The sequence below is a fragment of the Kangiella sp. M94 genome (genome assembly GCF_054926195.1).
This window is the reverse complement of the sequence record NZ_CM142903.1, coordinates 1,232,885-1,259,324: the sequence shown is the minus strand read 5'-3', so window position 1 is coordinate 1,259,324 and position 26,440 is coordinate 1,232,885. Positions and strand designations below refer to the sequence as shown.

General features: G+C 44.4%; 24 protein-coding genes. 12 read left to right on the top strand and 12 right to left on the bottom strand.

Annotated features, from left to right (window positions below):
* The first annotated feature begins 6 nt into the window (after positions 1-6).
* From lpxK to ACYTXU_RS05690, 7 genes are all read left to right on the top strand, one after another.
* A complete protein-coding gene (gene lpxK, locus ACYTXU_RS05720; protein ID WP_462209040.1) occupies positions 7-972 on the top strand; it encodes a tetraacyldisaccharide 4'-kinase in 966 nt (321 codons plus the stop codon).
* Positions 962-1,147: a Trm112 family protein gene (locus ACYTXU_RS05715; protein ID WP_462209038.1), complete on the top strand. Its 186-nt coding sequence runs from the start codon at positions 962-964 to the stop codon at positions 1,145-1,147. The genes lpxK and ACYTXU_RS05715 overlap by 11 nt, the downstream gene beginning before the upstream one ends.
* The gene (kdsB, locus tag ACYTXU_RS05710; RefSeq protein ID WP_462209036.1) at positions 1,137-1,907 is read left to right on the top strand and encodes a 3-deoxy-manno-octulosonate cytidylyltransferase; all 771 of its coding nucleotides are present in this window, start codon (positions 1,137-1,139) and stop codon (positions 1,905-1,907) included. The genes ACYTXU_RS05715 and kdsB overlap by 11 nt, the downstream gene beginning before the upstream one ends.
* Positions 1,908-1,952: 45 nt before the next feature.
* A complete protein-coding gene (locus ACYTXU_RS05705) occupies positions 1,953-2,441 on the top strand; it encodes a low molecular weight protein-tyrosine-phosphatase (protein WP_462209034.1) in 489 nt (162 codons plus the stop codon).
* A 104-nt stretch (positions 2,442-2,545) separates the two neighbouring features.
* Positions 2,546-4,312, top strand: coding sequence for an arginine--tRNA ligase (gene argS, locus ACYTXU_RS05700; protein WP_462209032.1), 1,767 nt, complete (start codon positions 2,546-2,548; stop codon positions 4,310-4,312).
* A gap of 123 nt (positions 4,313-4,435) precedes the next feature.
* Positions 4,436-5,869 (top strand): NAD-dependent succinate-semialdehyde dehydrogenase, encoded by a 1,434-nt coding sequence (locus ACYTXU_RS05695; RefSeq protein ID WP_462209031.1) that lies wholly within the window; start codon positions 4,436-4,438, stop codon positions 5,867-5,869.
* A 114-nt stretch (positions 5,870-5,983) separates the two neighbouring features.
* Positions 5,984-6,766, top strand: a complete 783-nt coding sequence (locus ACYTXU_RS05690) for a class I SAM-dependent methyltransferase (protein ID WP_462209029.1) — start codon at positions 5,984-5,986, stop codon at positions 6,764-6,766.
* A 12-nt stretch (positions 6,767-6,778) separates the two neighbouring features.
* Here ACYTXU_RS05690 and ACYTXU_RS05685 read toward each other — a convergent pair whose 3' ends face one another.
* The 9 genes from ACYTXU_RS05685 to ACYTXU_RS05645 form a co-directional block, all read right to left on the bottom strand.
* Positions 6,779-8,167 (bottom strand): MBL fold metallo-hydrolase RNA specificity domain-containing protein, encoded by a 1,389-nt coding sequence (locus tag ACYTXU_RS05685; protein WP_462209027.1) that lies wholly within the window; start codon positions 8,165-8,167, stop codon positions 6,779-6,781.
* Positions 8,157-9,752: a Na/Pi cotransporter family protein gene (locus ACYTXU_RS05680; protein ID WP_462209025.1), complete on the bottom strand. Its 1,596-nt coding sequence runs from the start codon at positions 9,750-9,752 to the stop codon at positions 8,157-8,159. The genes ACYTXU_RS05685 and ACYTXU_RS05680 overlap by 11 nt, the downstream gene beginning before the upstream one ends.
* A 14-nt stretch (positions 9,753-9,766) precedes the next feature.
* Entirely contained in the window at positions 9,767-10,651 is an 885-nt protein-coding gene (locus ACYTXU_RS05675; protein ID WP_462209024.1) for a ribose-phosphate diphosphokinase, read from the bottom strand.
* The gene (locus ACYTXU_RS05670; protein ID WP_462209022.1) at positions 10,648-12,162 is read right to left on the bottom strand and encodes a thymidine phosphorylase family protein; all 1,515 of its coding nucleotides are present in this window, start codon (positions 12,160-12,162) and stop codon (positions 10,648-10,650) included. The genes ACYTXU_RS05675 and ACYTXU_RS05670 overlap by 4 nt, the downstream gene beginning before the upstream one ends.
* An 18-nt stretch (positions 12,163-12,180) precedes the next feature.
* Complete coding sequence (locus ACYTXU_RS05665; protein ID WP_462209021.1) at positions 12,181-12,927, bottom strand: endonuclease/exonuclease/phosphatase family protein; 747 nt, start codon at positions 12,925-12,927, stop codon at positions 12,181-12,183.
* Between the two features lie 32 nt (positions 12,928-12,959).
* On the bottom strand, positions 12,960-13,250 hold the full coding sequence (locus ACYTXU_RS05660) for a hypothetical protein (RefSeq protein WP_462209019.1): 291 nt from the start codon (positions 13,248-13,250) through the stop codon (positions 12,960-12,962).
* A gap of 490 nt (positions 13,251-13,740) precedes the next feature.
* On the bottom strand, positions 13,741-14,760 hold the full coding sequence (arsB, locus tag ACYTXU_RS05655) for an ACR3 family arsenite efflux transporter (protein WP_462209018.1): 1,020 nt from the start codon (positions 14,758-14,760) through the stop codon (positions 13,741-13,743).
* Complete coding sequence (locus tag ACYTXU_RS05650) at positions 14,760-15,233, bottom strand: arsenate reductase ArsC (protein ID WP_462209017.1); 474 nt, start codon at positions 15,231-15,233, stop codon at positions 14,760-14,762. The genes arsB and ACYTXU_RS05650 overlap by 1 nt, the downstream gene beginning before the upstream one ends.
* 49 nt (positions 15,234-15,282) lie before the next feature.
* Positions 15,283-15,627, bottom strand: coding sequence for a metalloregulator ArsR/SmtB family transcription factor (locus ACYTXU_RS05645; protein WP_462209016.1), 345 nt, complete (start codon positions 15,625-15,627; stop codon positions 15,283-15,285).
* 362 nt (positions 15,628-15,989) lie between these two features.
* Between ACYTXU_RS05645 and ACYTXU_RS05640 the strand changes: the two genes are divergently transcribed.
* Positions 15,990-18,242, top strand: coding sequence for a heavy metal translocating P-type ATPase (locus ACYTXU_RS05640; protein WP_462209014.1), 2,253 nt, complete (start codon positions 15,990-15,992; stop codon positions 18,240-18,242).
* 16 nt (positions 18,243-18,258) lie between these two features.
* The gene (locus ACYTXU_RS05635; protein ID WP_462209013.1) at positions 18,259-18,621 is read left to right on the top strand and encodes a cupredoxin domain-containing protein; all 363 of its coding nucleotides are present in this window, start codon (positions 18,259-18,261) and stop codon (positions 18,619-18,621) included.
* Between the two features lie 591 nt (positions 18,622-19,212).
* On the opposite strand, the gene ACYTXU_RS05630 is transcribed toward ACYTXU_RS05635, so the two are convergent.
* Together ACYTXU_RS05630 and ACYTXU_RS05625 are read right to left on the bottom strand one after the other, a co-directional pair.
* Positions 19,213-20,820, bottom strand: a complete 1,608-nt coding sequence (locus ACYTXU_RS05630; RefSeq protein WP_462209012.1) for a BCCT family transporter — start codon at positions 20,818-20,820, stop codon at positions 19,213-19,215.
* A 21-nt stretch (positions 20,821-20,841) separates the two neighbouring features.
* On the bottom strand, positions 20,842-21,948 hold the full coding sequence (locus tag ACYTXU_RS05625; RefSeq protein WP_462209010.1) for a hypothetical protein: 1,107 nt from the start codon (positions 21,946-21,948) through the stop codon (positions 20,842-20,844).
* Positions 21,949-22,178: 230 nt separating this feature from the next.
* Here ACYTXU_RS05625 and nhaD point away from each other — a divergent pair, with 230 nt between their 5' ends.
* Positions 22,179-23,582 (top strand): sodium:proton antiporter NhaD, encoded by a 1,404-nt coding sequence (gene nhaD / locus ACYTXU_RS05620; RefSeq protein WP_462209008.1) that lies wholly within the window; start codon positions 22,179-22,181, stop codon positions 23,580-23,582.
* A gap of 51 nt (positions 23,583-23,633) precedes the next feature.
* On the opposite strand, the gene ACYTXU_RS05615 is transcribed toward nhaD, so the two are convergent.
* Complete coding sequence (locus tag ACYTXU_RS05615; RefSeq protein WP_462209007.1) at positions 23,634-24,377, bottom strand: HesA/MoeB/ThiF family protein; 744 nt, start codon at positions 24,375-24,377, stop codon at positions 23,634-23,636.
* Between the two features lie 184 nt (positions 24,378-24,561).
* Here ACYTXU_RS05615 and moaB point away from each other — a divergent pair, with 184 nt between their 5' ends.
* Together moaB and moeA are read left to right on the top strand one after the other, a co-directional pair.
* On the top strand, positions 24,562-25,131 hold the full coding sequence (gene moaB, locus ACYTXU_RS05610) for a molybdenum cofactor biosynthesis protein B (protein WP_462209006.1): 570 nt from the start codon (positions 24,562-24,564) through the stop codon (positions 25,129-25,131).
* A complete protein-coding gene (moeA, locus tag ACYTXU_RS05605; RefSeq protein WP_462209004.1) occupies positions 25,128-26,354 on the top strand; it encodes a molybdopterin molybdotransferase MoeA in 1,227 nt (408 codons plus the stop codon). Before moaB ends, moeA begins: the two co-directional genes overlap by 4 nt.
* The last annotated feature ends 86 nt before the right edge of the window (positions 26,355-26,440 follow it).

Genomic DNA, 26,440 nt, shown 5'->3' with positions numbered 1-26,440 from the left:
TAGGGCATGGCCATTTCCAAAAGCCAACAGTTTTTTGAGTCATTGTGGTACCGCAAAACTGTCTGGTGGCTTTGGTTATTCTGGCCATCTCATCTATTGTTACGATTAATCGTCTGGTTGCGCCGATCTTTTTATCGAATGGGTATTTTCCGTTCTACTAAACTTAAGACCCCAGTCATCGTCATCGGTAATATTACTGTCGGTGGCACAGGTAAAACCCCATTAGCCATTTACCTTATCGAGCTGCTTAAAAGTCAGGGCTACAAGCCGGGGCTTATCAGTCGCGGTTATGGCGGCAGATCTGATCATTACCCTTTAACGGTGACCGAATCGACACCAGCATCGGAGTCAGGCGATGAACCTTTTCTAATTCGCCGTAGAACTGAAGTTCCCGTTGTGGTTGATCCCATTCGAGCGCGGGGCGCAAAAGAACTTGAAACTCAAGGCTGTAATATCATTATTTGTGACGATGGTCTTCAGCATTATGCTTTGCAACGTGATATTGAGATTGTAGTGGTCGATGGCAACAGACAACTGGGTAATGGTTGGCTAATGCCTTTTGGGCCATTACGTGAGCCTAAATCGAGGCTTAAACGAGCTGATCATATCGTTGTTAATGGTAAAGACATGGTGCTTGAAGCCGATCCCATCCAAGCCGTGAATGGGCATAGTAGTGAATTCAAAGAGCCTTTTACAGCAGTGGCGGCCATTGGCAACCCTGAACGTTTTTATAAGACGCTTGAAGGCTTAGGCTATCAGTTTGAGTATCAATCCTTTCCCGATCATTACCAATTTTCAAAACAGGATTTTGAGTCATTGCAAAACAATATTGTGATGACGGAAAAAGATGCAGTTAAATGCCTGTCTTTTGCCGATGAGCGTTTTTATTTTTTACCCGTTAGCGCTAAACTGTCAAAACAGTTTTTAGAGTCGTTAATGGAACAGATTAAGGCTATAACGCATGAATCATAAACTTTTAGATGTTCTGGTGTGCCCGATATGCAAGGGCGACCTAGTCTATAACAAAGATAGTGAAGAGTTGATTTGTCGCTTTGACAAATTGGCGTATCCGATACGAGATGATATCCCTGTAATGCTGGAAGACGAAGCGCGTAAAGTCTCAAGCGAGGAACTCGATGCACTTTAAGGATTTCATCGTAGTCATTCCGGCGCGTTACGCCTCGACACGACTACGGGGTAAACCATTGGCAATGATCGGTGGCAAACCTATGATTCAGCATGTTTACGAAAGGGCATTGATGGCCGATCCGAAACAGGTTGTGGTTGCCACTGATGATGAGCGCGTTGAAAAAGCCGTTAAGTTATTTGGTGGCGATGTCTGCATGACCCGCGAAGATCATGTATCTGGCAGCGACCGTCTTGCGGAAGTTTGCGACAAGCTGATGCTGAAAGACGACACTATTGTGGTCAATGTGCAGGGCGATGAGCCGTTTATTTCTCCCGAAAATATTCGCCAGGTTGCGGAAAACCTCAATCAGCACACAGCCTTTCCAATGGCGACCTTATCAACCCCAATCACCGACTCTGAAGAAGTCTTTAATTCGAATGTGGTCAAAGTGGTCGCGGATGAACAGGGCAAAGCCTTGTATTTCTCACGCGCGCCGATTCCATGGCAGCGAGGTGCTTTCGAGGAGCAGCGTGTTCAGGAAATTGAGCATTGCCAACGTCATATCGGGATTTATGCTTACCGTGCGGGCTTTTTGGCGGATTATGTCAAGATGGCACCAGCCATGATTGAGCGAATGGAATCTTTAGAGCAATTACGTGTGTTAGCTCATGGGCATTCCATTCACGTTGAACAGGCCAGCGAAGCACCAGGACTGGGCGTTGATACTCAGGAAGATCTGGCGGCCGCTGAACAGTTCTATCGTATGCACAGACTTTAATTAGGTTAAGCAAAGTAAATTAAGTAAGACGAGCAGCTAATTCTCATGGCAAAATTTTCAGTATTATTTGTGTGTTTGGGCAACATCTGCCGTTCCCCAACAGCCGAAGGCATTTTCAAACATAAATTAGAGCAAACCGAATTAAGTGACCTGGTGTTTGTCGATTCGGCCGGAACCAGTGCCCATCACGTGGGAGAACATTCCGATCAGCGTGCGCAAGAAGAAGCAAAAAAAGTGGGCTATGACCTGTCTTTTATTCGCTCGCGGCAAGTAAGAGACGTCGATTTTCATGAATTTGATTTGCTGGTGGCCATGGACGAATCGAACTACTATAACCTGCTTGACGCCGTCCCCGAGCCTGACTATCAGCACAAGGTTAAGTTATTTCTGGCCGATTATGCTCCGCACTTGTCAAAGCGCGAGGTTCCCGATCCCTATTATGGTGGTAAACAAGGCTTTATAGAGGTTATTAAACTGATTGAGGCCGCCAGCGATGGCTTAATCGAGGAATTGCGCCGTATTCACAACAAATAGTCGGTAAATAAGTTATTAGCGCCGATGTTTCTTACGCTAACCCGTGGCATGCACTGCTCAAGCAGGTATAATAGCGCCAATTTTTTCAACGATCTGTAACTGACATGCTTGTATCTATCGAACATCAATTGAGCCAACTCTTTGCCGATGCATTTGAGAGCCTTGAATTGCCACCAAACCTTGGCGGTGTGCAACGCTCGAATCGCCCTGATTTGGGCCATTATCAATGTAATGGTGCAATGGCCGCTGCAAAGTTAGGTGCAGGCAATCCTTTTGTGACTGCCGAAAAGGTGGTCGCGGCCTTGGCAGAGAACTCCTTAATTGAAAAAGTTGACGTTGTACGTCCGGGCTTTATCAATGTATTTGTTAACGCAAAATCACTGGCAAAGACCCTCGAAACATACGGTTCAGACGACACTTTTGGCTGCCATGAAGACAAATCCGATTGCAAAGTGATGATCGACTTTGGTGGTCCAAACGTTGCTAAATCAATGCACGTTGGCCATTTGCGCACAGCAATCATTGGCGATTCATTACAGCGTATTTTCCGCTTTAAAGGTTATCAGGTTGTTTCCGACGCTCACCTGGGCGATTGGGGCACGCAAATGGGCATGTTGATCGAAGGCCTTAAAAAGCGTCAACCTGACCTGGTTTATTTTGATGCTGGTTTCACTGGTCCATATCCCGACGAATCTCCAGTTACCATTCAAGATTTAGAAGAAATCTATCCGCAAGAGTCTGGTTTATGTAAGTCTGATGAAACTGCCGCTGAAAAAGCACGTCAGGCAACTCTCGAATTACAAAATGGTCGTGCCGGCTATCGTGCTCTATGGAAACATTTTGTTAATGTCTCGGTAGCAACCCTAAAGCGCGACTATATAGAACTGGGCGTGAGTTTTGATTTGTGGAAAGGTGAAAGTGACGCTGATCCATTTATCGCCAAAGTGATTCAAGAACTTGAAAATAAAAGTTTAGCGATTCGTGACCAGGGCGCTTTAATCGTTCCTTTTAAAGACGAGCAAGGCGAAGCGGTTATGCCACCACTGATTTTGCGCAAGTCTGATGGCGCAGTCATGTACGGTACAACCGATCTGGCAACGCTGTACGAGCGTATTTATGAGGACCATGCCAACCTGGTATTGTATGTGGTCGATGGTCGCCAGCAACAGCATTTCAAACAGGTATTTGCCGCTGCAGATTTAATGGGCATGAATGCTAATACTGCTTACGAGCATACTTATTTCGGAACCGTGAACGGCAAGGACGGCAAACCATTTAAGACTCGTTCCGGCGGCGTGATGAAACTGCATGACCTCATTCAAATGGCCAAAGAAGAAGCGCGTAAAAAATTAGCGGCTAGTAACTTCGGCACAGAATTTGATGAGGATGAAAAAGAAGAAATCGCGCATAAAGTGGCTATTTCGACGTTGAAATTCGCAGACTTAAGAAACTACCGAATTAAAGATTATATTTTTGATTTGGAAAAATTCAGTGAGTTCGAAGGTAAAACCGGCCCTTATTTATTGATGCAGGTTGCGCGTATTAAATCCATTCTGCGCAAAGCAGAAGATGCTGGGGCCAAGCCCGGTGATTTGCTGCCGACCAGTGAAAACGAATATGACTTAACTTTCGGTTTGCTTGATTTCCCTGTGGCGCTTGAAAAGACGGTTGATAAACGTGCGCCACATTACTTGTGCGAGCATTTGTATAATCTGGCACAACAGTTCAGTTCTTTCTATCAGAAGCAGCATATTATGAATGAGCCCGACAAGGCACGTCAGGCAAGTTTATTGCGATTAAGTCAGATTTGCCTGTCTCAACTTGAGATGGGGTTAAATCTTTTAGGCATTGAAACGCTTGAGCGGATGTAACAAGGCTTGATAGGAGATAGGGGCTAAACCTCGAATTCTTCACGCTGTTACGCAGTGCCGCTTTGATTAATCATAAAGCTTCGTTAATATGGCTCCATATGGAGCCATTTTTTTTGGAGTGTTATGAACGAATCATTATTAAAGTCTCGTGCCTTTATCAATGGCGAATGGGTTAAAACGGAAGAGCGCTTTCGCGTTGATGATCCTTTTGCACAAGAGCTAATTGTTGAAGTTTCTGATTGTCGCGAAAAAGAAGTTGAGCAGGCAATTGATGCAGCGCATCAGGCATTTGATTCCTGGAGCAAGACAACGGCTCAGGAACGCTCTGATAAACTCCTGGGCTGGTATCAATTGATTATTGATCACCTTGATGATTTGGCTGAAATATTAACGACAGAGCAGGGCAAGCCACTGCAAGAAGCCAAGGGTGAAATTCAATACGGTGCCAATTATATTAAATGGTTTGCTGAAGAGGCTCTCCGTGTTGATGGCGATATCATTCCCTCTCCAGACGGTAAGAAACAGATTCATGTTATAAAGCAGCCGGTGGGTGTGGTGGGCATCATTACCCCATGGAATTTCCCGCAGGCGATGATTGCCCGTAAAGTGGCGCCAGCATTGGCAGCTGGTTGCACTGTAGTGATTAAGCCTGCTTCTGAAACGCCACTATCGGCTCTGGCAATGGCAGAGTTAGCGCAACAGGCAGGGATTCCTGCTGGTGTGATTAACCTGGTGCCCAGCAGCAAAGCCAGCTTGATAGGTGAGGCTTTTACCTCAAGCGATAAGGTCCGTAAAATTTCTTTCACCGGCTCAACCAAAGTCGGCAAAATTCTGATGAGTCAAGCCGCGCAAAATGTTCAGCATGTCACTATGGAGCTTGGCGGCAATGCACCGTTCATTGTATTTGATGATGCGGATATTGATGATGCGGTTGACGGTATTATGGCCAGTAAATTTCGCAACTCTGGGCAAACCTGTGTTTGCGCTAATCGAATATTTATCCATGAAAATATCTTTCAAGAAGTGGTCGATAAGCTAGTCAAAAAAGTTGAATCACTCAGCACCGGTTCCGGGCTGGAAGATGATGTTTCAATCACTCCATTAATTAACCAGGCTGGTATCGACAAGGTAAAACGCCTTGTGCAGTCTGCTAAGGATGATGGAGCTAAGATTGTTATTGGTGGCGAAGTATCCGGTAAGCACAACCAAATATATGAGCCGACTATACTGACGGGCGTAAACTTCGATATGGATATCGCCTGCGAAGAAATATTTGGTCCAGTCTTGTCATTAATCGCCTTTAGTAATGAAGCGTCTGTAGTGGAGCAGGCCAACGCCACTAAAGCAGGCTTGGCTGCCTATGTGTATACCGATGATAGACACCGTATCAAGCGGCTGAGCGAACAGATTGAGTCAGGCATGATTGGCTTCAATGAAGGGATTATATCCAATCATATGGCACCATTTGGCGGTGTAAAAGAGTCCGGAATGGGCCGAGAAGGCTCAAAATACGGTATCAGCGATTATTTAGATATCAAGTATTTGTGTATTAAATAGCCAAAAGTGGGTGAGCTACACTAGCTAACTTGTTGAAAATATAGTACAACAAAGGTACGAGCCTGTTAAAGAGGTTAGGTTCGTACCATATTATTCCAAGAAAAGGAGTCAGCTATGAATTTTCAAGAAGTTGAATCCGTAAAACAATCCTTAGAATTGAGCAGTCACAGACTGATCGATTTCCTACCATACCTGTATCAAGACTTTTCGGAGCTAGGCAGTAATACTGGCTATATGATGCAGCTTATTGACGAACTGCAAAAAGATGAACTCGGCAAACGAGTATTGGATTTATGCTGTGGTAAAGGCGTGACCTTGATTAACCTTGCCAAACACTATGGCTGGCAAGGTATTGGTGTTGATGTAGTTGATGATTTTATTCAGCAGGCAAAAATTGATGCGACCACCCAGCGGGTTAAAAATCAAACCGAATTTTTACGCCAGAACATGGCTGACTTTTTGGACAATAATACTGAGCTATTTGACGTTATCGTTTTTCCGGCCTGCACCGATGTTTTAGGCGACAGAGTTGAAAGTTTAGATATCCTCTCTAAACACATAAAAGGTGATGGTTTTATTTTGGTAGAGAGTGACTATAAGAGTCATTCATTTAACATCGGTAGTGGTATGGAGTTGGAGAAAAACATGGATGATGTGATAGCAGAATCCGTTCTTCATTCAGCTCGTAAGCTAATTTGGGAGCAACGAATCCTGATCGACATCTACCGTCGCGATACGCAAAGACTGACCGCCAGAGTTAATGAATTAAAATTAAAACAACCCGAAATTAAGCGCGAGCTGGAGCAGTTCATTGAACAACGAAATGAACACTTACAACATTATATTGAGAATGAAACTGCCCGTGCCAGTTGGTTGTTAACCAAGCAGGCTTACTAGAATCTTATAAACCTAGACTCGTATCACCTCGCCTTGTTTTGCGATTGTGACTTCACTATCGACGTTTTGGGTCATAAAGCTATGGAACTCTTCCATGGTCGTCTTGGCGCCATGAACTAATACGAGTCTGGGAGAGTTTTCAAACTTTTGATACCAGCGAAGTAATTCCTGCTGGCCTGCATGAGCCGAGAAACCACCAATGGTATAAACGCTGGCTGCCACTTTAACAGTTTCACCCCATAATTTAATGTAAGGCGCGCCCTCAACGATTCTGCTACCCAAAGTTCCTTCTGGCTGGAAGCCTGCCACTATAAGAGTGCATTGTGGGCGCCAGATATTGTGTTTCAAGTGCTGTTTGATGCGTCCACCATTCATCATGCCGCTTCCGGCAATAATTATGGCTCCTTTATGAACACTGTTAAGCTCAATCGACTGCTCCGTATCAGGTGTAAACTTTAAGTTAGGAAGCTTCTGTTGCAGGGTGTCGCCTGACCATAAATACTGACTTTCTTTTTTATACAGTTGCCAATACTTGCCGTAGGTATTGGTGACTTTAATTGCCATTGGGCTATCCAGATAAATATCCCAGTCGCCCAAGTTCCATTCTTTGTAGTATTTAGCGAAGTAGTAAAGCAGAATTTGAGTTCGACCTACTGCGAATGAAGGAATAAGAACATTACCACCGTCATGATGCGCCTTATTGATCGCTTCTTTAAGCTCAAGGATAGATGCATCCCAGCTTTGATGGTTTCGGTTACCGTAGGTTGATTCCATGATGACCAGATCCGCTTTACCATAGATGTTAGAGTCTTCCTGAATAGGTGAGCCGGGATTACCAATATCGCCGCTTATAATAATCCGTTTGGTATGGCTATTTTCCTTAACCAATAGCTCAACGTGAGCTGAGCCTAGAATATGTCCGGCATTGTGCAAGACTAAGGTAATGTCTTCGGTAATCTGTATCGGCTTGCTGTAAGGATGTAAATTCAACAGAGACAGGACCGGTGGCACATCATCTTGCGTATAAAGCGCATCGACTAGCTTTAAGCCTTTACGATCGCGTTTTTTGTTGGCCCACTCAGCTTCTTTTTCCTGCAGGTAAGCACTGTCCATCAGTAAAATATCAAGAAGATCTGCGTTAGCCTCATGAGTATGAATAGGGCCCTCGTAGCCTTGGCTAACAAGCACGGGCAGTCGACCACTATGATCAATATGCGCGTGGGTTAAAATGACGGTATCAAGATCGCGCAAAGAAAAAGGGAAGGGGGCGCGATTTCTTTCTTCCCGCTTTGGTGCTCCTTGTATAAGGCCGCAATCAACGATGATGTTACTCTGTTCAGTGGTAATCTGGATGCAGGAACCCGTTACTTCTTCCGCTGCACCATGGACTTTAATTTTCATGGTTAGTTTCCTTAAAGGATTTATCAATTGATTCTAACGCCTGCATATAATATTTGCAGGACTTATAAAGTGATTTGTTTAGATTTAACAAAGTGGAAATGATATCGACTGAAATATTTTGACTGATTTGTGAAGTTAATAAATTAGCTTCGCTAGTTTTAAATTCATGGAAGAGTTGCTCGTACCAATTTTTGGTGAAATCTTCAAAGCTGAGTTCAATCTTCTGATCGAACAGTTGTCTTGAATCTTCATAAAATGCTTTAGATTGATCGAATATAGGGAAGGTCGACTTGTCACGGTAGGACTCAGCCAAATCAGGCTGTTCTAAATCAACGAGTAAATCTTTCAACAGTTTTGCAGAATAAATGCCATGCCTGACGGCGGCCAGCAGGTTATACAAAGCCTGCGTTTGCTGCTGGGTTAATGGGCGCTCTGACAATTGTCGAGAAAGTTTGATAAATAACCCTTCCATCTTTTTCAATTCAAAATAGTGTTCGGGGTTTATCAAGTCAGTTGACAGACATCTCTGATTAAACTGACCGACTTTATTGATAAATGAAATAGTCTCCGAACGAAATCCTTCAATTGCAACTGGCGGTATGTTTAACGGAATAAGTGAGAGCCTGCTTTCGATAGGACTTAAAGTATCTTTAAACCGATATGACAGGAAGTTGGTAAAGTAACTGAAAACAGTAAGGTATAACAAAATACCTATTAGATTAATGATGCTATGGAACGCAACGATGCTAATAAGGGTGTCAGTGATACTGAGGTAACCGAATATCGTTTTAATAAAGGGCAATATCAGCAAAACTGCAATAATTGCATTGGTTAGGTTGAAAAGCACATGAGCCAGTGCGAGCTGTTTCTTGATTTTAGCCCCTTTAATACTGCCAAGAACAGCTGTGCTAGTGGTACCAATATCAGCACCAACAACTATGGCAAAAGCATTTTCAACACTTATCAGTCCTGCGTGTGCGGCACTTAAGTTCATCATCATCACAGCAGAACTTGATTGCAACAGGGCAGCTAATATCATACCCATAGCTAAAAACACCAATGGTGACTGGCTCTTTAAATCGCTCAGATCAAAGTTCTCGCTTAGCCCAAGGGTTCCAGCCTTAATGATATCAAGGCTGAATAAAATCAGGCCCATGCTGATAAAGAGTGAATATAAAGCTATCTGATTAGAGTTTTTTGCGAAGAAGACACGACCAAGCGCAGCGATACCAATAAAGTAAATGGCAAACTCACCTAAGCTAAATTTAAACCCGAGAAAAGTAACCAGCCAGCCAGTTGCTGTTGTTCCAAGGTTGGCTCCGAAGATAACGCCGACAGCTTGTTTTAAGTTCAGTAATTTTGAGCTGGCTAAGGCCAGGACGATTAAGGTTATCAGAGAGCTGCTTTGCACAACCGTAGTGCAGGCAGCGCCAGTGATGACTGCCGAAACTGGGGTTTTGGTCCAGGAGGAAAGGTAGTGGTTAAGTTTCCCAGAGGCTAACTTAGCTAAGCTTGACTCAATCAGCGACATCCCCCAAAGGAAGATTCCGACACCTGCTAAAAAGTTTAGCCAATCTAGATTCATGAAAAGTTAATCCATTATTTAACCAGTTTAAAACTCTCAGCGATGCTATCCGATACATCGATTGCATTGCTAACATGAGGAATCGTATTGCAACTTACGATCTGGCTAATGTGAGAGTGGGCCAGCTTTCCGTAAGCGTTTTCATTGAATATGGCATGCGTAGCGACACATATAATGGTTCTGACTCCGGCCTGCTCGAGATGCTTGGTAATTTCCAAAATGGTATGCCCAGTGGAAATAATGTCATCAACCAGCACTACGGTTTTGTCTTTGTATTCTTCCAGGCCTTTAACCGTAATTTCTACGTCCTTGTCGCCATGGCGCACTTTATTGGCGACCAGAAAAGGCGCATGGATTTCACTGGCAATGGCTTCAACCCATTGGCGACTTTCACTATCCGGTCCAATAATCACTGGATCTTTTATTTGTTCTTTAATCCATTGTGCAATCGGACTGGATGTATGAGCCAGGTAAGTGCGGATAGGGTACACCTGATCCAGACTGAAGAAACGATGCAGGTGTGGGTCGACAGTAATCAGCGCATCCAGATTTTCAGAAAGTATCTCCGCAAAATGTTTGGCAAGAATCGATTCACCTTGATGAAATACTGCGTCTTGACGCATATAGGGAAGATAAGGAGCAATGAGCACAATCTTCTTTGGCGACTGCTCCTTTATCATGCGTAATACAAACAACAGAGGAAGAAGTTTAGAGTTCGGATGCGATAAATCAGCTAAAACTACTACGGTTTGATCCTTACAGGGACTCAGTAACTGAACATTGACTTCACCATCCGGGAAGTAATGCATGGATAGTTTGCCCATAGTGGCACCGATTTTGTCACATACGGGCGCTGATAAATTCAAGTTTTCTGACAAGTCAAAAAATAGGGTGCTCATAATCCTTCCTCGATAATGATCATCTCTTTATGGGTGTTATAAAAATCTAATGCGTATTCAAGCTCACCAGGCGCCTCAGAATGAATAGCCAGTAGTGTTGAGCCTTCAGTAATAAAATCGCCAACTTTGGCTTCCATGTAGACACCAGATGCATGATCCGCTGGCGCTCCGGCGAGCTTTGCAAGACGGCTTAGCAGTCGGTTATTAATTCGTCGAATATAGCCTGTTTTATCTGCATTCACATTCATCTTGCAGCAACCAACAGGAGGCTCTTTAAAGCCACCCTGAGCTTCGCAGATTTGCATGAACTTATCCCATGCTTCGCCTGATTCAATAACGCGCAGTGCTTCTTTTTTTCCTTCACCTACTTGAACTACTTCGGCGTGCTCCAGCAACTCTCCAGCAAGAAGTGCTGAACGTTCTTTTAAGTCTTGCGGAGCGGAGCTTGAATTTTTCAAAACGCCAATAACATCCCACGCTTCTAGCGCTGGGCCAATACCATAACCCACCGGTTGCGAGCCGTCGGTTAACACTACCTTAACTTTTAATCCCATCTCATCACCAATGGCCACTAATTGCTTTGCAAGCACTTGTGCGCTCTTTTGACTGCGAAGCTTTGCTGTTGGTCCAACTGGGATATCAATCAGCACATACTTAGAACCTGCAGCAATTTTCTTCGATAGAATTGAAGCAATCAGCTGACCTTCAAAGTCAATATCCAATGCTTTTTCAACACTGATCAAAATATCATCAGCGGGGCTCAAGCTGACCGAACCTCCCCAGGCCAAGCAACCATGGTGCTTTTCAACCACCTCCTTTAATTGACAAAAAGTCAAATCTACTTTGGTCATGGTTTCCATGACATCTGCAGTGCCAGCAGGGGATGTGATGGCGCGTGATGAGGTCTTGGGAATTGTTAAACCTTTGGCGGCCAGAATTGAGACGATGATAGGAGAGGTTCGATTGCCAGGAAGGCCACCGACACAGTGTTTATCAACAATTTTATCGCCCGGCCAAGTTAAACTCTGCCCGGCAGCAACCATGCCTTGAGTTAAATATAAGATTTCGTCATGGGTCATGTTGTTATTGGCGCAGGCGGTAATGAATGCAGCCAAATGAACATCCATATAATGACCATCAACAATGTCACGTATTATTTCATGCAACTGATGCTTATTCAGTTCATGACCAAAAGCCTTAGCGCGAATATAAGCCAGCGAATCTACCTGCGGAGCATGGGAGAGCTTTATACGTTGCCCTTCAGTAATCTTTAAGCGCTTCCAGGCTGTCTCTGAGAGACCAGCATAACCGGACTGAATCAAATCACTGTAAACAATTAAAAGCGTAGCAATAATCGTTTTATTATTAACCTCGACTTGCACCCGCGACATGGTTTCAAAACCTTCTGAACGTGCTACAGGAGAGTCTGAGCGAAGAAAAATCAGCGGCTCATGGCGAGAGTTGATCCCTAATCGTAAAGCAATGGGTAATATCGATTCTGTTTTATCCATATCAATTTGTACTCAATATTATAGCTTGAACTCTGTTATGACCGGTTTGTGATCACTGGCCACTTTGGATAACTTTTTGCGACATAAAAAAACATTCTCAAGTTTTAAGTCACCTTGATAAAAAATGCGATCCAATCCGCCACGTGGTGAAAAAGATGGGTAGGTTTTTAAAGCCGAAACTTTATTTTTATAACGCCGATCAGTTGCACATTTGAAACCGGCTTCATCAGTCATTGGTTTGCGTAATAAAGAGCGCCAATCATTAAAGTCACCAATGATCAGTTTATTGCTGTCTTTATCTAAATTCTTAAATTCAGCTGAGTTCAATAGTTTTTGAATTTGTTTGTCGCGTTCTTTGGCGGATAAACCCAAATGCAAATTGAATACTTCAAGATGAACCGTCTTTGAAGGGCTCGAAGGAATATCGATTGTAGTGTGCTGGCAACCACGGCGCTTTTTGTTGTCTATTGTCAGGTCAATATTACGCTCACGAACGATCGGAAAACGGCTTAATGTCGCATTGCCATAATGACCTTTTTTTAGGCTTACGTTTTTGCCTAAAACGTAGTAAGGAAAATCAAGCGCCTCAGCCAGTTCTTTGGCTAAATTCAACTCACGGGAGCGGGGAACGCCATCATCAACCTCTTGCAAGGTAATGATATCTGCATCATAACTTTCAAGAATCTCGATAATTCGCTCAGGACGAAACCGGCGATCAACGCCAATAGCGCGATGAATATTGTAGGTGATGACCTTAAGGTTCATCCTGAGTATTCCAGTTTAAACACTAACAGGGCTTAATCTGTTAGGTTGCTGGATTTGAATGCTTGTTTTAAATCCTTATAAGCTTCTTGCAGCTGCTCGCCCATGAGAGTAAAGCCTTTGCCTATATCCTCAGAAGCTTTTTCTGCACCTTTACCAATAGTTTTAGCCTTGGCCTCAAATCGCTGCCACTCATGTTCTGTCTCATGCCACTTATCTCTAAGTTCTGCTTTAGCCAGATGCGCCTGAACCTTCAATTCATCGCGCTGAGTTTTAAGTTTTTCATACAGCTTCTTAGCTTCCGATTTCAATTCTTCTTCATTCATGATGCAAACTCCTTAGTCCATATGTTTAAGAGTGTAAAGCACATACTAGGTATATCATATTGACAGTTTAACTGCTTGATTTTTGTCAAAGAATGAGGAGGAAATTCAGGTATTTGATGGGGACAGGGGTAGCGCCTGCGTGCTTGCCCTCATTGTTTTGAAAGATCAAAGGCAGATCCTGAATCAAGTTCAGGATGACATGGGATTTGGTGTGGTGCCAATTAAGGGGCTTTACGGTAAAGTTAAGTGTGCACCTAAAAAATTAATGAGATTTACCTAGAACAGGAATCCCTAACTAGAGGACTATCATCCTGAACTGTGACCAAAGGAAATACCTTTAGGTAATTCAGGCGACCGAAGGAAGTCCCTTTAGGGAATCTGCTCTTAAGGATCTTTATTCAAAAGGGCAAGCAAAAGGACCAGTCTACGGCAAGAGTGGACGTATTTATGTAAAGCAGGGACAACCCATCAGTTGTCCCCACAAATAAACTTAAGACTTAAACCAATGCTTAGTTCTATTTGCAAAAGCCACTAACGATAACATGACTGGTACTTCAACCAGAACACCAACAACCGTGGCCAGTGCAGCGCCGGAATGTAGGCCAAACAATGAAATGGCGACGGCTACAGCAAGCTCGAAGAAGTTGGATGTGCCGATCATGCATGCTGGAGCGGCAACGTTATGCGGCAGTTTCATAAACTTGGCAGCGGCATAGGCAATAATAAAGATGCCATAGGTTTGTATCAGTAGTGGAATGGCGATCAGGCCAATATCCAACGGCTTGTCGAGGATTTTTTCGGCTTGAAAGGCGAATAGTAAAATGATGGTTAGCAACAGGCCTAAAATGGACCATGGCTTCGATTTGACCAGAAACATATGCAGTCTATGATGATCATCTTTTTTATCTAACGCATTGCGTGTTATTGCACCGGCAATTAGCGGTAACAGGACATATAGAATCACCGACAATAACAATGTTTCCCATGGCACGGTAATGTCGGTTACGCCTAATAGGAAAGCGGCCAGTGGCGCAAAGGCAAAGACCATAATGACGTCGTTAATCGAAACTTGCACCAAAGTATAGTTGGCGTCGCCTTTAGTTAAATGACTCCAGACGAAAACCATCGCTGTACAGGGTGCAACGCCTAATAAAATCATACCTGCGATGTATTCATTGGCTGTTTGCGGATCAACCAAATCGGCGAAGAAGAATTTGAAAAACAAAACGCCGAGCGCAGCCATGGTAAAAGGCTTCACCAACCAGTTGATGACCAGCGTTAAAATTAGCCCCTTTGGTTTTTTGCCGACGTCTTTTATCGACTTGAAATCAACCTGCACCATCATCGGGAAAATCATCAGCCATATGAGCACTGCCACCAATATGTTGACGTGAGCGTATTCCAATTCTGCTATGTAACTAAAAAGGTCCGGTAATACGTTACCTGCTACGACACCAATAACGATACACAGCGCAACCCAAAGTGATAAAAATCGTTCAAAAACACCCATCAAAATAACTCCCCAAGTTGTTGCAGTTCAGTTTTAAGTTGGTCAGCATCCATTTGTTCGAAATCTTTCTCCAGAAGCGCACGAATGCGTTTTTCGATAACGCTAATCACATACGCAAAAGCTTTGGCTTCTTCCTCTTCAGAGCTATGACCCTTTGACGGGTCTGGCAATCCCCAATGTACTTTTAAAGTTTTACCCATCCACACAGGACAGGCTTCGCCAGCAGCGCTGTCGCACACAGTGATCACCACATCCGGTTCAAAGTCGCTCAACTCATCCCAGCTTTGGCTAGTTAATCCTTCGTTGCTGTAGTCGTGCTTAGCGAGATATTTCAAGGTAAGAGGGTGGACAACACCACGTGGTGCACTGCCAGCGCTGGCGGTTTCCAACCGACCTTCACCCAAAGTGCGGGCAATGACTTCCCCGAGTACGCTACGACAGGCGTTATGAGTACAGATAAAGAGTAGTTTCATGCGTTAAACCCTATAGAAATAGCTTTAGAAATAATGAGTAAGGCACTGATTATTCACAACAAATAGACGGTTCAGGACGATTGGTCATTGCTTGCAGACGCTTCAGATTCTGTGCAACAAATGCTTCATTATGGTGAGCGGTTTCAGCCAATACAGAGTGTGTCCAGGCGGGTAAACCAGGGTTTAAGCGATAATAAACCCACTTGCCGTCACGTCGATCCAGTAATAGCCCGCACTGGCGCAATTGGGCGAGATGACGAGAAATCTTCGGTTGGCTTTCGTCCAGCGCCTCCATTAATTCACACACACACAATTCGTTCTCTTGTTGGATTAGCAACAGGCAACGTAAGCGCGTTTCGTCCGCCAAACATTTGAAGAAGTCGGTCGGTTGCATAGTCTCGCCCTGGAATGAATACATATGGCGGGCAATATATATGAAAAATCATATATGTCAAATAAAAGAGCTGGGATTCATTGCATTCATCCCAGCCTACAAATGACGGGGCATTCCTAAGTTGCTGGTGAGCATAATCGTCTTAAACGTTGAAGTGCTTAGCATTTATTCAATCTACACGCACATAGCCGCTCGTAGGCTGGCGATGAGTTTACGAATCCCAGCAAAGTGAACCCGATTGATCTCCATCAAGTGATCAGCAAAACCCTTAAAACTAATGGTTATTTCTTAAAACAATCGGTGCTAAAGTAGTAATTATCAACCGTAAAAGCATTGCCAAATCAAAGCTAAGGTTAAGTTGCATGAGTGATCATTCTCCGAAACAAAATACTGTAGAACTCACCATTGAAGGGGCGGGGTGTGCCAGTTGTGTCGGCAAAATTGAAGGTGCCTTAAAAAATGTGTCCGGCGTGGAAAAGGCTGAAATGAATTTCGCTGACCGCACTGTAACCGTTAAAGGTCGCGCCTCCAGTGACTCCATGGTCAAAGCCGTTGAGAATGCAGGCTACAAAGCGTCCGTTATCGAGAACGAATCGGAAAGCGATGCGTTGGAAGAAAAGGAAGAAGCTAATAAAGCCTACTACAAGCGCTTGATGACTCAGATGTGGATTGCGCTATTAGTCGGTGTACCGCTAATGGCCTATGGCTTGCTTGGCGGTGCCATGACCGTCAATACCACCAACCAGCGAATTGTCTGGTCAATCGTCGGACTTATCACCCTTGCTATCATGTATTTTTCCGGCAAGCATTTTTTTAGCGGTGCATGGAAATCCTTTAAAAACCACTCAGCCAATATGGACACCCTGATAGCATTGGGTACGGGTACTGCCTGGCTCTACTCGATGGTTGTGGTGTTCTTCCCTGATTCAATTCCCGAAATGGCGCGCCATGTCTATTTTGAGGCAACCGCCATGATTATTGGCTTGATTAATTTAGGTCTGGCGTTAGAAGTCAGAGCTCGAGGCAGAACCTCGGAAGCCATTAAGCGTTTGATTGGCTTGCAGGCTAAAACGGCTCGTGTTATTCGTGACGGGGATGAGCAAGATATTCCAATTGAAGATGTCCAAAAAGATGATTTAGTACGCGTTCGTCCCGGTGAAAAAATTCCGGTTGATGGTGAAGTGACCGAGGGCCGATCAAGCATTGATGAATCCATGTTGACCGGTGAGCCCATGCCGGTTGAAAAGGGAGAGGGCGATGAGGTCTCTGCCGGGACTATCAATAAAAGTGGTTCAATTATTTTCAAAGCGACACGTGTCGGCAAAGATACAGCGCTCGCGCAGATCATCAAGATGGTCAAACAGGCGCAAAACTCCAAGCCACCGATTGGTCGCCTGGCTGATATTATCTCTGCCTATTTTGTGCCTGCAGTCATGATTATTGCCGTTATCACCGCATTGGTGTGGCTCAATCTTGGCGCCCAAGATGCACTGGCTTTTGCCGTGGTGTCAGCCACCACCGTTCTTATTATTGCCTGTCCCTGTGCATTAGGACTGGCAACGCCCATGTCAGTGATGGTGGGTGTCGGTAAAGCAGCTGAAGCAGGCGTCCTGATTCGTAATGGTGAATCGTTACAGACCGCTTCCAAAATCACTGCAATGGTACTGGATAAAACCGGCACCATTACCGAAGGCTCGCCTAAAGTAACCGACATAGTGTCATTCAATGATTTATCAGACGATGAAAACTTGAAGCTGGCGGCAAGTCTTGAAACCGGCTCAGAACATCCGCTCGCTCAAGCCATTGTTGAATCGGCTAAAGAAAAAGATATTGAGCTTAGCAAAAGCTCAGACTTTAACTCCATTACTGGGCATGGTGTGGAAGCTGATGTCGACGGCAAGCATCTGTATTTTGGTAATGAAAAGTTGATGCGTGATCAAGGCATAGAGATTGATCATGCCGTTGAAAAAGCACAAGAGTTAGCCAGCGAAGCCAAAACACCGATGTACTTCGCCATTGATAAAAAACTCGCCGCCATTATTGCAGTGGCCGATCCGATCAAAGAAGACTCTATCGAAGCCATTAAGCGATTAAAGAAAGCCCATATTCGTGTGATTATGTTGACCGGTGACAATAAAGCCACCGCCAAAGCAGTGGCCAGCAAAGTTGGCATTGATGATTTCTTTGCCGAAGTGCTCCCCGAAGAAAAAGTTAATAAAGTTAAAGAGCTTCAGGAAGAGGGCGAGCTGGTCGGTATGACCGGTGATGGTATTAATGATGCACCGGCGCTTGCGCAGGCGGACGTTGGATTCGCCATCGGCACAGGAACTGATGTAGCCATTGAGAGCGCCGATATCACCTTAATGCGCGGCTCATTGCATGGCCTGGCTGATGCCGTGGCTACCAGTAAAGCAACCTTACGCAACATCAAACAAAACCTGTTTGGCGCCTTTATTTATAACGTTGGCGGCATCCCCATTGCTGCGGGTCTTTTGTATCCATTCTTCGGTATTTTGCTCAGCCCGGTAATCGCCGGTGCAGCGATGGCGTTTTCATCCGTAACCGTTGTCACCAACGCCAACCGCTTGCGTTTCTTTAAACCCAAAGACCATTAAGCCAAAAGGATAAGCTATGAACTTACTCATGATAAACATTATTGGCTTAGCAGTCATTGCCCTGATCATTTACTGGTTCTGGATCTATAAACCAAAAGACGTTCAGGCAAAAGACCAGGATGTCATCAAAATTACCGTCGAAGATGGTGTATACCAACCTTCACGTATCAGCGTTCCAGCTGGCACTGAAATTAGCCTGGAATTTAAACGCAAAGACGAAACACCCTGTGCGGAAATGGTCATCTTCCCGGAGTTAGACATCAGCGAAAGTTTGCCCATCAATAAAACTAAAACCATCAAACTAAAAAAACTTGAAAAGGGTAATTATCAATTTCACTGTCAGATGCAAATGTACAAAGGCCAGCTGCATGTGGAGTGAATGCAGATGTTTTGGCGTGCGCCTGATCTTTCCTAATTCATAGGTAGGGGCGGGCCAATGTGCCCGCCCTAAACATTGACGCATAAAAAGGGCAGACACATAGGTCTGCCCCTACCAACAACCCTTCGTCAGGTCATTGCCCTTTGTAATTTAATTTATAGGCTGCCCTGAGCCCCATTTCCTAGCAGTAAACGCCATTTATATTTAATAACCCTCATCCCGCGGCGCCAGAGGCACTTCCTTTGGTCGCTTACCGCGGGACCCAGCGCCTTTGCGCTTTTCCTAATTCATAGGTAGAGGGGTGGGCCAATGTGCCCGCCCTAAACATTGGCGCATAAAAAAGGGCAGACACATAGGTCTGCCCCTACCAACAAGCTTCCGTCAGGTCATTGCCCTTTGTAATTTAATTTATAGCTGCTCTGAGCCCCATTTCCTAGCAATAAACGCCATTTATATTTAATAACCGTCATACCGCGGCTTTGCTCTGTTCCTAATTCATAGGTAGGGGCGGGCCAATGTGCCCGCCCTAAACATTGACGCATAAAAAAGGGCAGACACACTGGTCTGCCCCTACCAACACCTTCCGTCAGGTCATTGCCCTTTGTAATTTAATTTATAGGCTGCTCTGAGCCCCATAAATAAACTCACACACATTAACAACAGTATAATAGTGAAGGGCAGTCCGACGGTAATTGCAGCTGCCTGTAATGCACTAAGAGCTTCTTCACCGCCTGCAAATAATAATACAGCAGCGATCACGCCTTCCAGAACAGCCCAGTAAACCCGCTGTGCTACAGGTGCATCGACTTTACCTCCGGCAGTGATGCTATCAATTACTAATGATCCAGAGTCCGAGGAAGTAATAAAAAATACCAGCACCAGAATAATAGCGATGGCTGATGTTACCGATGCAAGAGGTAGGTTCTCAAGCATCTGGAATAAAGCCAAAGACTCATCAGCGATCCCATCAACCAGCTTCCCTACTTCATTTTGAACCTGATCGATACCCGTCCGACCAAATGTTGTCATCCAGACCGCACTTAACAGAGTAGGGATGACTAGAACTGCAGCGATAAACTGTCTTACTGTTCGCCCCTTCGAAACTCTGGCGATAAACATACCGACAAAAGGAGACCATGAAATCCACCAGGCCCAGTAGAATATGGTCCAACCTTCATAGAAGCTTTTATCTTCACGTCCAATCCAGTTACTAAGCGGAATCACATTCTTAGCATAAGAAACTAATGTTTCACCAACCCCATTGAGAATCATCACAGTTGAGCCTGTGATAATGACAAATATCATCAGTAACGCCGCTAAAGACATATTGATATTACTTAAAACTTTAACGCCACCTTCAAGGCCTCTAACCACAGAAAGAATGGCTATGACAGTAACGCCGAAAATAATAGCAAGCTGAGTGGTAATATTATTAGGGATGTCATTGAACAGGTAATGCAAGCCGCCTGCGGCCTGCTGAGCACCGAAGCCTAGTGATGTTGCCAAGCCAAAAATTGTAGCTAATACCGCGACTGTATCAATAATATTACCAGTCGTTCCCCATACACGCTCTCCAAACAAAGGATAAAAACTTGAACGTATGGTTAATGGTAGATTGCAGTTATAGGCAAAGAAAGCCAAGGAAAGTGCGACAACGGCATATATTCCCCAAGGGTGTAAGCCCCAGTGGAACATGGTTGCACCCATTGCCATTTCTTCTGAACCTGTGGGAACATTGAAAGGTGTTTTCGCAGGTACGCTGGTGAAATAACCGACCGGCTCGGCCACACTCCAGAACATCAGACCAATCCCCATGCCTGCTGCGAATAGCATGGCGAACCAGGAAAGAATACTAAAGTCTGGCTTTGCTTCTTTGCCGCCAATCCGAATTCTTCCATACGGCGAGAATAACAAGAATAAGCAGAATAAAACGAAAACATTGCCGCCAATCATAAATAGCCAGTCAAAGTTACCAGTCGACCATGCTTTAGCCGCTTTATAGGCTTCTTCGGATCTTTCAGGAAATAATAACGTCAATATGACGAAAAATACGATCAGAAAAGTTGAGGTGAAAAATACTGGGTTGTGTAAATCCATACCCAGTAGCTCAACATTATTTTCGCCTAGCTCATGATCCGTATCGTATTTTTTATGGAGTGGGTTACCTGATGGTTTTGGCTCTTTATCAGAGTCACTCATGAATCCCCCTGTTGATGTATATTAAAAGTAATAACCGATATTAATATTTAAACGTGAATGCCATTTTTCAGGCCCATCGTAAACTCCAATCCCTGGTCCTCCGGCAAACCACATGTTTTTGCCGGCTATCCAGTCAATGTAGGTATAAAGTCCATCCTTGATTAAGGTGCAGCCTGTAACATTCTGAATTGAGTCAGTCAGTCCCGGTTTGTTACTGGCCGCGGTGTAGGTAAAGTCGTTATAGCAAACGACCTTATCAACGAATTCATTGCCAACCTTGAATGTTTTGGCGAGATTAAAACTGGTGACATTGGCTTCTGTAGCAATTTCGAAGGGAAAATCAAAGGCAGACATTGCAATTCGGTGGTCGGTATTTTGCAAGCCGGGAGCGGTCTCGAAGTCATAATAAATATGCTGTAGCTGCAAATTCCAGCTATCGAAATGACCATCAAAATGAACAGCGGCAGCTGCGTGGTTGCCTGTATCATTAGTGGTTCGATTACGAATCTTTCCCGCTTGCAAAGAACCACCAATAACATGATCACCTAGTTGATATTGCACTCTGAAATTCGCCTGGCCATCTTCTTTATTGTCACGATCTTCGGTGCTGGCGACATCAAAAGAGTAGCGCCCATAACGCGCAGAGTTATCATATTCGCTATTAAAGAAGTAGGCGGTGTCAAATGTCCAGTCACCGGATGTGTGAGTCCATTTCGCACCAGTATCATAATCATCTTCGAAGCCTAGATAATAAGTGCCACCGAACCAGAAACCGTGAGAAGAATAAGGACTAATACCGAATGGTACCTGCGAAACGCCAACCGCCAATCGGTTAGAATCATCGAAATGGTAACCCACTTCAGCATGGTGAACGGCGTTGAAATCTTGGTAAAAACGGAATTGAGAATCGACAAACCATTTGCCCTTGCTAATATCAACGTCAACAGCAAACAGCTCGAAATCAAACTTGCCATCACTATCGTCTGAATAATCTTGCCAAGTGTAATTGAGCCGTATGGCACCGCCCAATTTGACGTCGAGTTCCTCGTCATCTGCACCAGCTTCATCAGGCGATACCAGAAGTATCCCCAGAAACAAAACTAAGCCTCCAGATAGAACCTTTGACATATTCATCCCTTAGTTAATGCTGTGCTTAATTACTACTATACCCACGTGATTTGATAAATCAAACGCACCCAGCCCTTGCCCAGATGGAACAGGGCGGACTTAACGCTATCAATAAAACTAATTACGGCCCATACAATAAATATCGAAAAACATTGATTTAAATCTATGTCGATGAATAAAAGCTGACTATAATTGCGCCACTTTTCCTTAGCATAGATTTAGTAAAAGCCGTGAAAACCCCAGCCTCTCTCATTGCAATTATTGCTTTATTCTTTCCTTTTCAATTGCTTGCATCAGAAACTTCATCTGAAACTTTACTTAATTTAACCCATCATTGGGTTGGTTTTGTAGCCATCGCTATTTTCGTGATCGCGTATTCACTGGTCATATTTGAAGAAAAAATCCACTTAAGAAAATCTAAGCCAATTTTAATTGCGGCAGGTCTTATCTGGCTGGTGATAGGTATTGTCTATAAACAGCATGGGCTTTCCACATTAGCCGAACAGGGTATTCGTCATAACTTCCTAGAGTACGCCGAGCTTTTCTTCTTCTTATTAGTCGCCATGACCTACATTAACGCCATGATTGAGCGTGATGTATTCGACGCACTGCGTGACTGGCTAGTTAATAAAGGTTTTAGCTACAAACAGCTGTTCTGGATGACCGGTATTCTTGCCTTCTTTATCTCACCGATTGCGGACAACTTAACCACCGCATTGATCATGTGCTCAGTAGTGTTAGCGGTTGGTAATGGCCATGCAAAATTCGTCGGCGTCAGCTGTATCAATATCGTTGTCGCGGCCAACGCAGGCGGTGCATTCAGTCCATTCGGCGACATCACAACCCTGATGGTCTGGCAAAAAGGCATGGTTGAATTTTCAGAGTTCTTCGCACTATTCTTGCCGTCAGTAGTCAACTTTCTGGTACCAGCATTTATCATGCAATTTGCCATCATGAAGGGTAAACCTGCAGCAATCGAAGAGGGTAGTCATGCGCAAATAAAGCAGGGCGGTTTAGTCATCGTCGGCCTCTTCCTGCTGACCATCATCACAGCCATTTCATTCCATAACTTCCTGCACTTGCCACCAGCCATCGGTATGATGCTTGGTCTTGGTTTCCTGAAATTCTATGGCTTCTTCTTACGCAGAAAACACAAAAAAGAAACCGAAGAAAACCCAACCAGCGTTTCAACTCAAAGACCCTACGATATCTTTGACCGCATCGCGCAAGCAGAGTGGGATACCTTATTCTTCTTCTATGGGGTTATTCTTGCAGTAGGTGGTTTAGGATTCCTGGGTTATCTTGGCATGGCATCCAGCTACATGTATGGTGAGCTTGGCGCAACGCCAGCCAACGTCCTGGTCGGCATCTTGTCATCCATCGTCGACAACATTCCTGTAATGTTCGCAGTGCTGACTATGCAACCCGACATGTCACACGCACAATGGCTATTGGTCACCTTAACAGCAGGTGTTGGTGGCAGCTTATTATCAGTCGGTTCAGCAGCTGGTATCGCACTCATGGGCCAGGCCCGCGGTCACTATACCTTCATGACACACCTCAAATGGACACCAGCCATCGCGCTAGGTTACGCAGCTAGCATCTGGGTGCATTTATTGATTAATGGAGGGTGATTCTGACTAGAATTGCCTTGCCTTAAGAATCTGGCTCTTGAGTTATTGTTGTTACGAACAACAAATAGAACAGTTAGCATCTTTGGCGACTTTGATCTTTCTGAAGTCGCCATTGAGTGCATCGTAAATTAGCAGCTGACCATCTGACACTTGGCCTGCACCAGTGATTACTTTGAGTGCTTCTGTAGCTTGCAGGGTTCCTATGGTTCCCACCACCGGAGACAGAACGCCTTGATCAAAGCAGTTTTCATCTAGCTGAATATCCGGCTGATAAAGGCACTGATAGCAGGGTGATTGCTCGGTGTAATTGAAAACGGACAGCTGTCCTTCAAAGCGAATTGCCGCACCGGATACCAACGGTTTTTTATGTTTAACTGCGGCTCGGTTGATGGCAAAGCGTGTTTTAAAATTGTCACAGCAATCAATCACCACATCGACTTTACTGAGTAACTCATCCAGCTCCTGATCTTCGAGTTTTTGCTTGATGCTGGTTACCTGAATCCAAGGGTTTAAAGTTTCCAGAGTGGACTGCGCAGAATCAACTTTATTCAAGCCAATACTATCCAGCTTATGAATAATTTGTCGTTGTAAATTGGAGCGCTCAACCTGATCATGATCTGCAATATAGAGATGACCAACACCTGCCGCAGCTAAGTACATCGCTACTGGCGCACCGAGGCCGCCCATACCAACTATAAGCACTTTCGATTGCTTGATTTTTTCCTGACCGGCTTCATCGATCTGCGGCAAAATGATGTGGCGACTATAGTGAATGAGCTCTTGTTCGGTAAGCATGGATGCATCTTGTCTGTTGCAAGTGATGGAAGTATCGCATAAAAATTCTTGCAACCCAATCATCTCACTTCTTATTAATTACAGCACTGAATGGATGTTTGAAAAGGGAATTTTATTGATCTTTATCAAGTTAGACAGCGTGACTATCTTCTATGATACAACAAAATTGAACAGGTATTTATCCATGAATTCTCACAGTAAACAGCCGAAACCCTTTATTCCTCTGAACATTTCTGTGCTGACAGTCAGTGACACCCGCACTGAAGAAACAGATACTTCTGGCAAAACGCTGGTCAAAGGATTAACCGATGCAGGCCATCTGTTAGCTCATAAAAAGATCGTAAAGGATGATATATATCAATTGCGCGCAGTGGTGTCAGAGTGGATTGCTGATGAAAAAGTACAGGTGGTATTAATCACAGGTGGTACAGGATTTACAGCACGCGACAATACGCCACAGGCAATCAGTCCGTTATTAGATAAAATGGTTGATGGCTTTGGAGAGTTATTCAGACATATCTCTTATGGTGATATCGGCACATCAACTGTCCAGTCCAGAGCCTTGGCAGGTTTAGCCAATCGCACTCTGATTGTTTGTATGCCAGGATCCCCCAACGCCTGCCGAACAGCCTGGTATCAGATTCTCGAAGAGCAACTCGATAATAGTCATCGCCCCTGTAATTTTGTTGAACATCTGGAAATTCAGCAAGCCGATGAAGCGGGGCGCTTGCAAGTATGTGAGACACGCTCATGAGTTGCTGTGATGCTCCTGGTTTGATGCCGGTTAATCAAGCGATTGAGACTTTGCTGCAAAGCGTAAAGCCGATACAGGAATATGAAACGGTTCCTTTGTACAAGGCATTGGGTCGAGTCTTAGCCAGAGAACAATTTTCACACATTAATGTGCCGGGCTTTGATAACAGTGCTATGGATGGTTATGCGGTTCATACTGACTCTTTACAAGCTGGTCAGCCATTGCGAGTCAGCCAGCGTATTATTGCCGGCGATCCAGCTGATCAAGCCTTGCAAGAGGGAACTTGTGCGCGAATTTTCACGGGGGCACCAGTACCACCACATTGTAATGCTGTGGTTATGCAGGAGCAGTGCCAAGTATCTGAAGGTGCTGACGGCGTTTGGGTGACGTTTCCTGAGTCAGTCGTTGAGCAACAGAACATCCGCCCCAAGGGTCAGGATATTGCAGCTGATTCAGCTATTCTTACAGCTGGCAAACAATTGCGGGCGCAAGAGCTTGGTTTGTTGGCGTCGGTGGGCATTCAGCAAGTTCCTGTCTATCGCAAATTAACAGTTGCTGTGATCTCAACAGGCAATGAATTGATTGAACCTGGCACGCCCATTGAAGCTGGACAAATTTATAACTCCAACCATTACACTCTTATAGGCTTATTGCAGTCTCTGGGTTGCAATATCCATGATTGCGGTACCATTGAAGACAATGAAGAGAAAATTCAAGAGGCGCTTACGGATGCTGCTGAGAACGCTGATTGTATTATAACCAGCGGCGGAGTTTCGGTTGGCGAAGAAGATTATGTGAAAACCAGTGTTGAACAGCTCGGTCGACTTGATTTGTGGAAAATTGCGATAAAACCAGGCAAGCCATTTGCATTTGGTTACGTCAAAGATACTCCCTTTATAGGTTTGCCCGGTAATCCTTCAGCTGTGTTTGCGACATTTAATGTGATTGCCAAACCATATCTTAAAGTCTTTCAGGGATGCAGTGAAAAGTATCCGAATAAGCTGACTGCCAAGGTAGCCTTCTCGATTAGTAAAGCAGCACCGCGCGAGCAATATCTGTATGTTAGAACCGTCGAGAAAGATGGTGAGATTTGGCTCGATAAATATCCGAATCAAAGTTCTGGAGTATTATCGTCCAGTAGCTGGAGTAATGGTTTTGCTCGTATTCCTGTTAATACCCTTGTTAACGAGGGAGACTCGATAGAGTTCGTACCTTTCAATTAGATCTTTCTAGCTTCACTGGTTATTAATGGGAAGCTATTCGATTAGTTCTTTGTAGCTTCACCAGATATTAATATGAAGCTATAGGA

Excerpts from the sequence above, each read along its gene's own strand:
- ACYTXU_RS05615 (WP_462209007.1), bottom strand. The coding sequence starts at position 24,377 with ATGCTTACCGAACAAGAGCTCATTCACTATAGTCGCCACATCATTTTG.
- ACYTXU_RS05670 (WP_462209022.1), bottom strand. The coding sequence starts at position 12,162 with ATGGATAAAACAGAATCGATATTACCCATTGCTTTACGATTAGGGATC.
- moaB (WP_462209006.1), top strand. The coding sequence starts at position 24,562 with ATGAATTCTCACAGTAAACAGCCGAAACCCTTTATTCCTCTGAACATT.
- moeA (WP_462209004.1), top strand. The coding sequence starts at position 25,128 with ATGAGTTGCTGTGATGCTCCTGGTTTGATGCCGGTTAATCAAGCGATT.
- ACYTXU_RS05705 (WP_462209034.1), top strand. The coding sequence starts at position 1,953 with ATGGCAAAATTTTCAGTATTATTTGTGTGTTTGGGCAACATCTGCCGT.
- ACYTXU_RS05660 (WP_462209019.1), bottom strand. The coding sequence starts at position 13,250 with ATGAATGAAGAAGAATTGAAATCGGAAGCTAAGAAGCTGTATGAAAAA.
- arsB (WP_462209018.1), bottom strand. The coding sequence starts at position 14,760 with ATGGGTGTTTTTGAACGATTTTTATCACTTTGGGTTGCGCTGTGTATC.
- ACYTXU_RS05635 (WP_462209013.1), top strand. The coding sequence starts at position 18,259 with ATGAACTTACTCATGATAAACATTATTGGCTTAGCAGTCATTGCCCTG.
- ACYTXU_RS05675 (WP_462209024.1), bottom strand. The coding sequence starts at position 10,651 with ATGAGCACCCTATTTTTTGACTTGTCAGAAAACTTGAATTTATCAGCG.
- ACYTXU_RS05640 (WP_462209014.1), top strand. The coding sequence starts at position 15,990 with ATGAGTGATCATTCTCCGAAACAAAATACTGTAGAACTCACCATTGAA.
- ACYTXU_RS05625 (WP_462209010.1), bottom strand. The coding sequence starts at position 21,948 with ATGTCAAAGGTTCTATCTGGAGGCTTAGTTTTGTTTCTGGGGATACTT.
- ACYTXU_RS05665 (WP_462209021.1), bottom strand. The coding sequence starts at position 12,927 with ATGAACCTTAAGGTCATCACCTACAATATTCATCGCGCTATTGGCGTT.
- kdsB (WP_462209036.1), top strand. The coding sequence starts at position 1,137 with ATGCACTTTAAGGATTTCATCGTAGTCATTCCGGCGCGTTACGCCTCG.
- argS (WP_462209032.1), top strand. The coding sequence starts at position 2,546 with ATGCTTGTATCTATCGAACATCAATTGAGCCAACTCTTTGCCGATGCA.
- ACYTXU_RS05630 (WP_462209012.1), bottom strand. The coding sequence starts at position 20,820 with ATGAGTGACTCTGATAAAGAGCCAAAACCATCAGGTAACCCACTCCAT.
- ACYTXU_RS05680 (WP_462209025.1), bottom strand. The coding sequence starts at position 9,752 with ATGAATCTAGATTGGCTAAACTTTTTAGCAGGTGTCGGAATCTTCCTT.
- ACYTXU_RS05690 (WP_462209029.1), top strand. The coding sequence starts at position 5,984 with ATGAATTTTCAAGAAGTTGAATCCGTAAAACAATCCTTAGAATTGAGC.
- ACYTXU_RS05715 (WP_462209038.1), top strand. The coding sequence starts at position 962 with ATGAATCATAAACTTTTAGATGTTCTGGTGTGCCCGATATGCAAGGGC.
- ACYTXU_RS05645 (WP_462209016.1), bottom strand. The coding sequence starts at position 15,627 with ATGCAACCGACCGACTTCTTCAAATGTTTGGCGGACGAAACGCGCTTA.
- lpxK (WP_462209040.1), top strand. The coding sequence starts at position 7 with ATGGCCATTTCCAAAAGCCAACAGTTTTTTGAGTCATTGTGGTACCGC.
- ACYTXU_RS05695 (WP_462209031.1), top strand. The coding sequence starts at position 4,436 with ATGAACGAATCATTATTAAAGTCTCGTGCCTTTATCAATGGCGAATGG.
- ACYTXU_RS05650 (WP_462209017.1), bottom strand. The coding sequence starts at position 15,233 with ATGAAACTACTCTTTATCTGTACTCATAACGCCTGTCGTAGCGTACTC.
- ACYTXU_RS05685 (WP_462209027.1), bottom strand. The coding sequence starts at position 8,167 with ATGAAAATTAAAGTCCATGGTGCAGCGGAAGAAGTAACGGGTTCCTGC.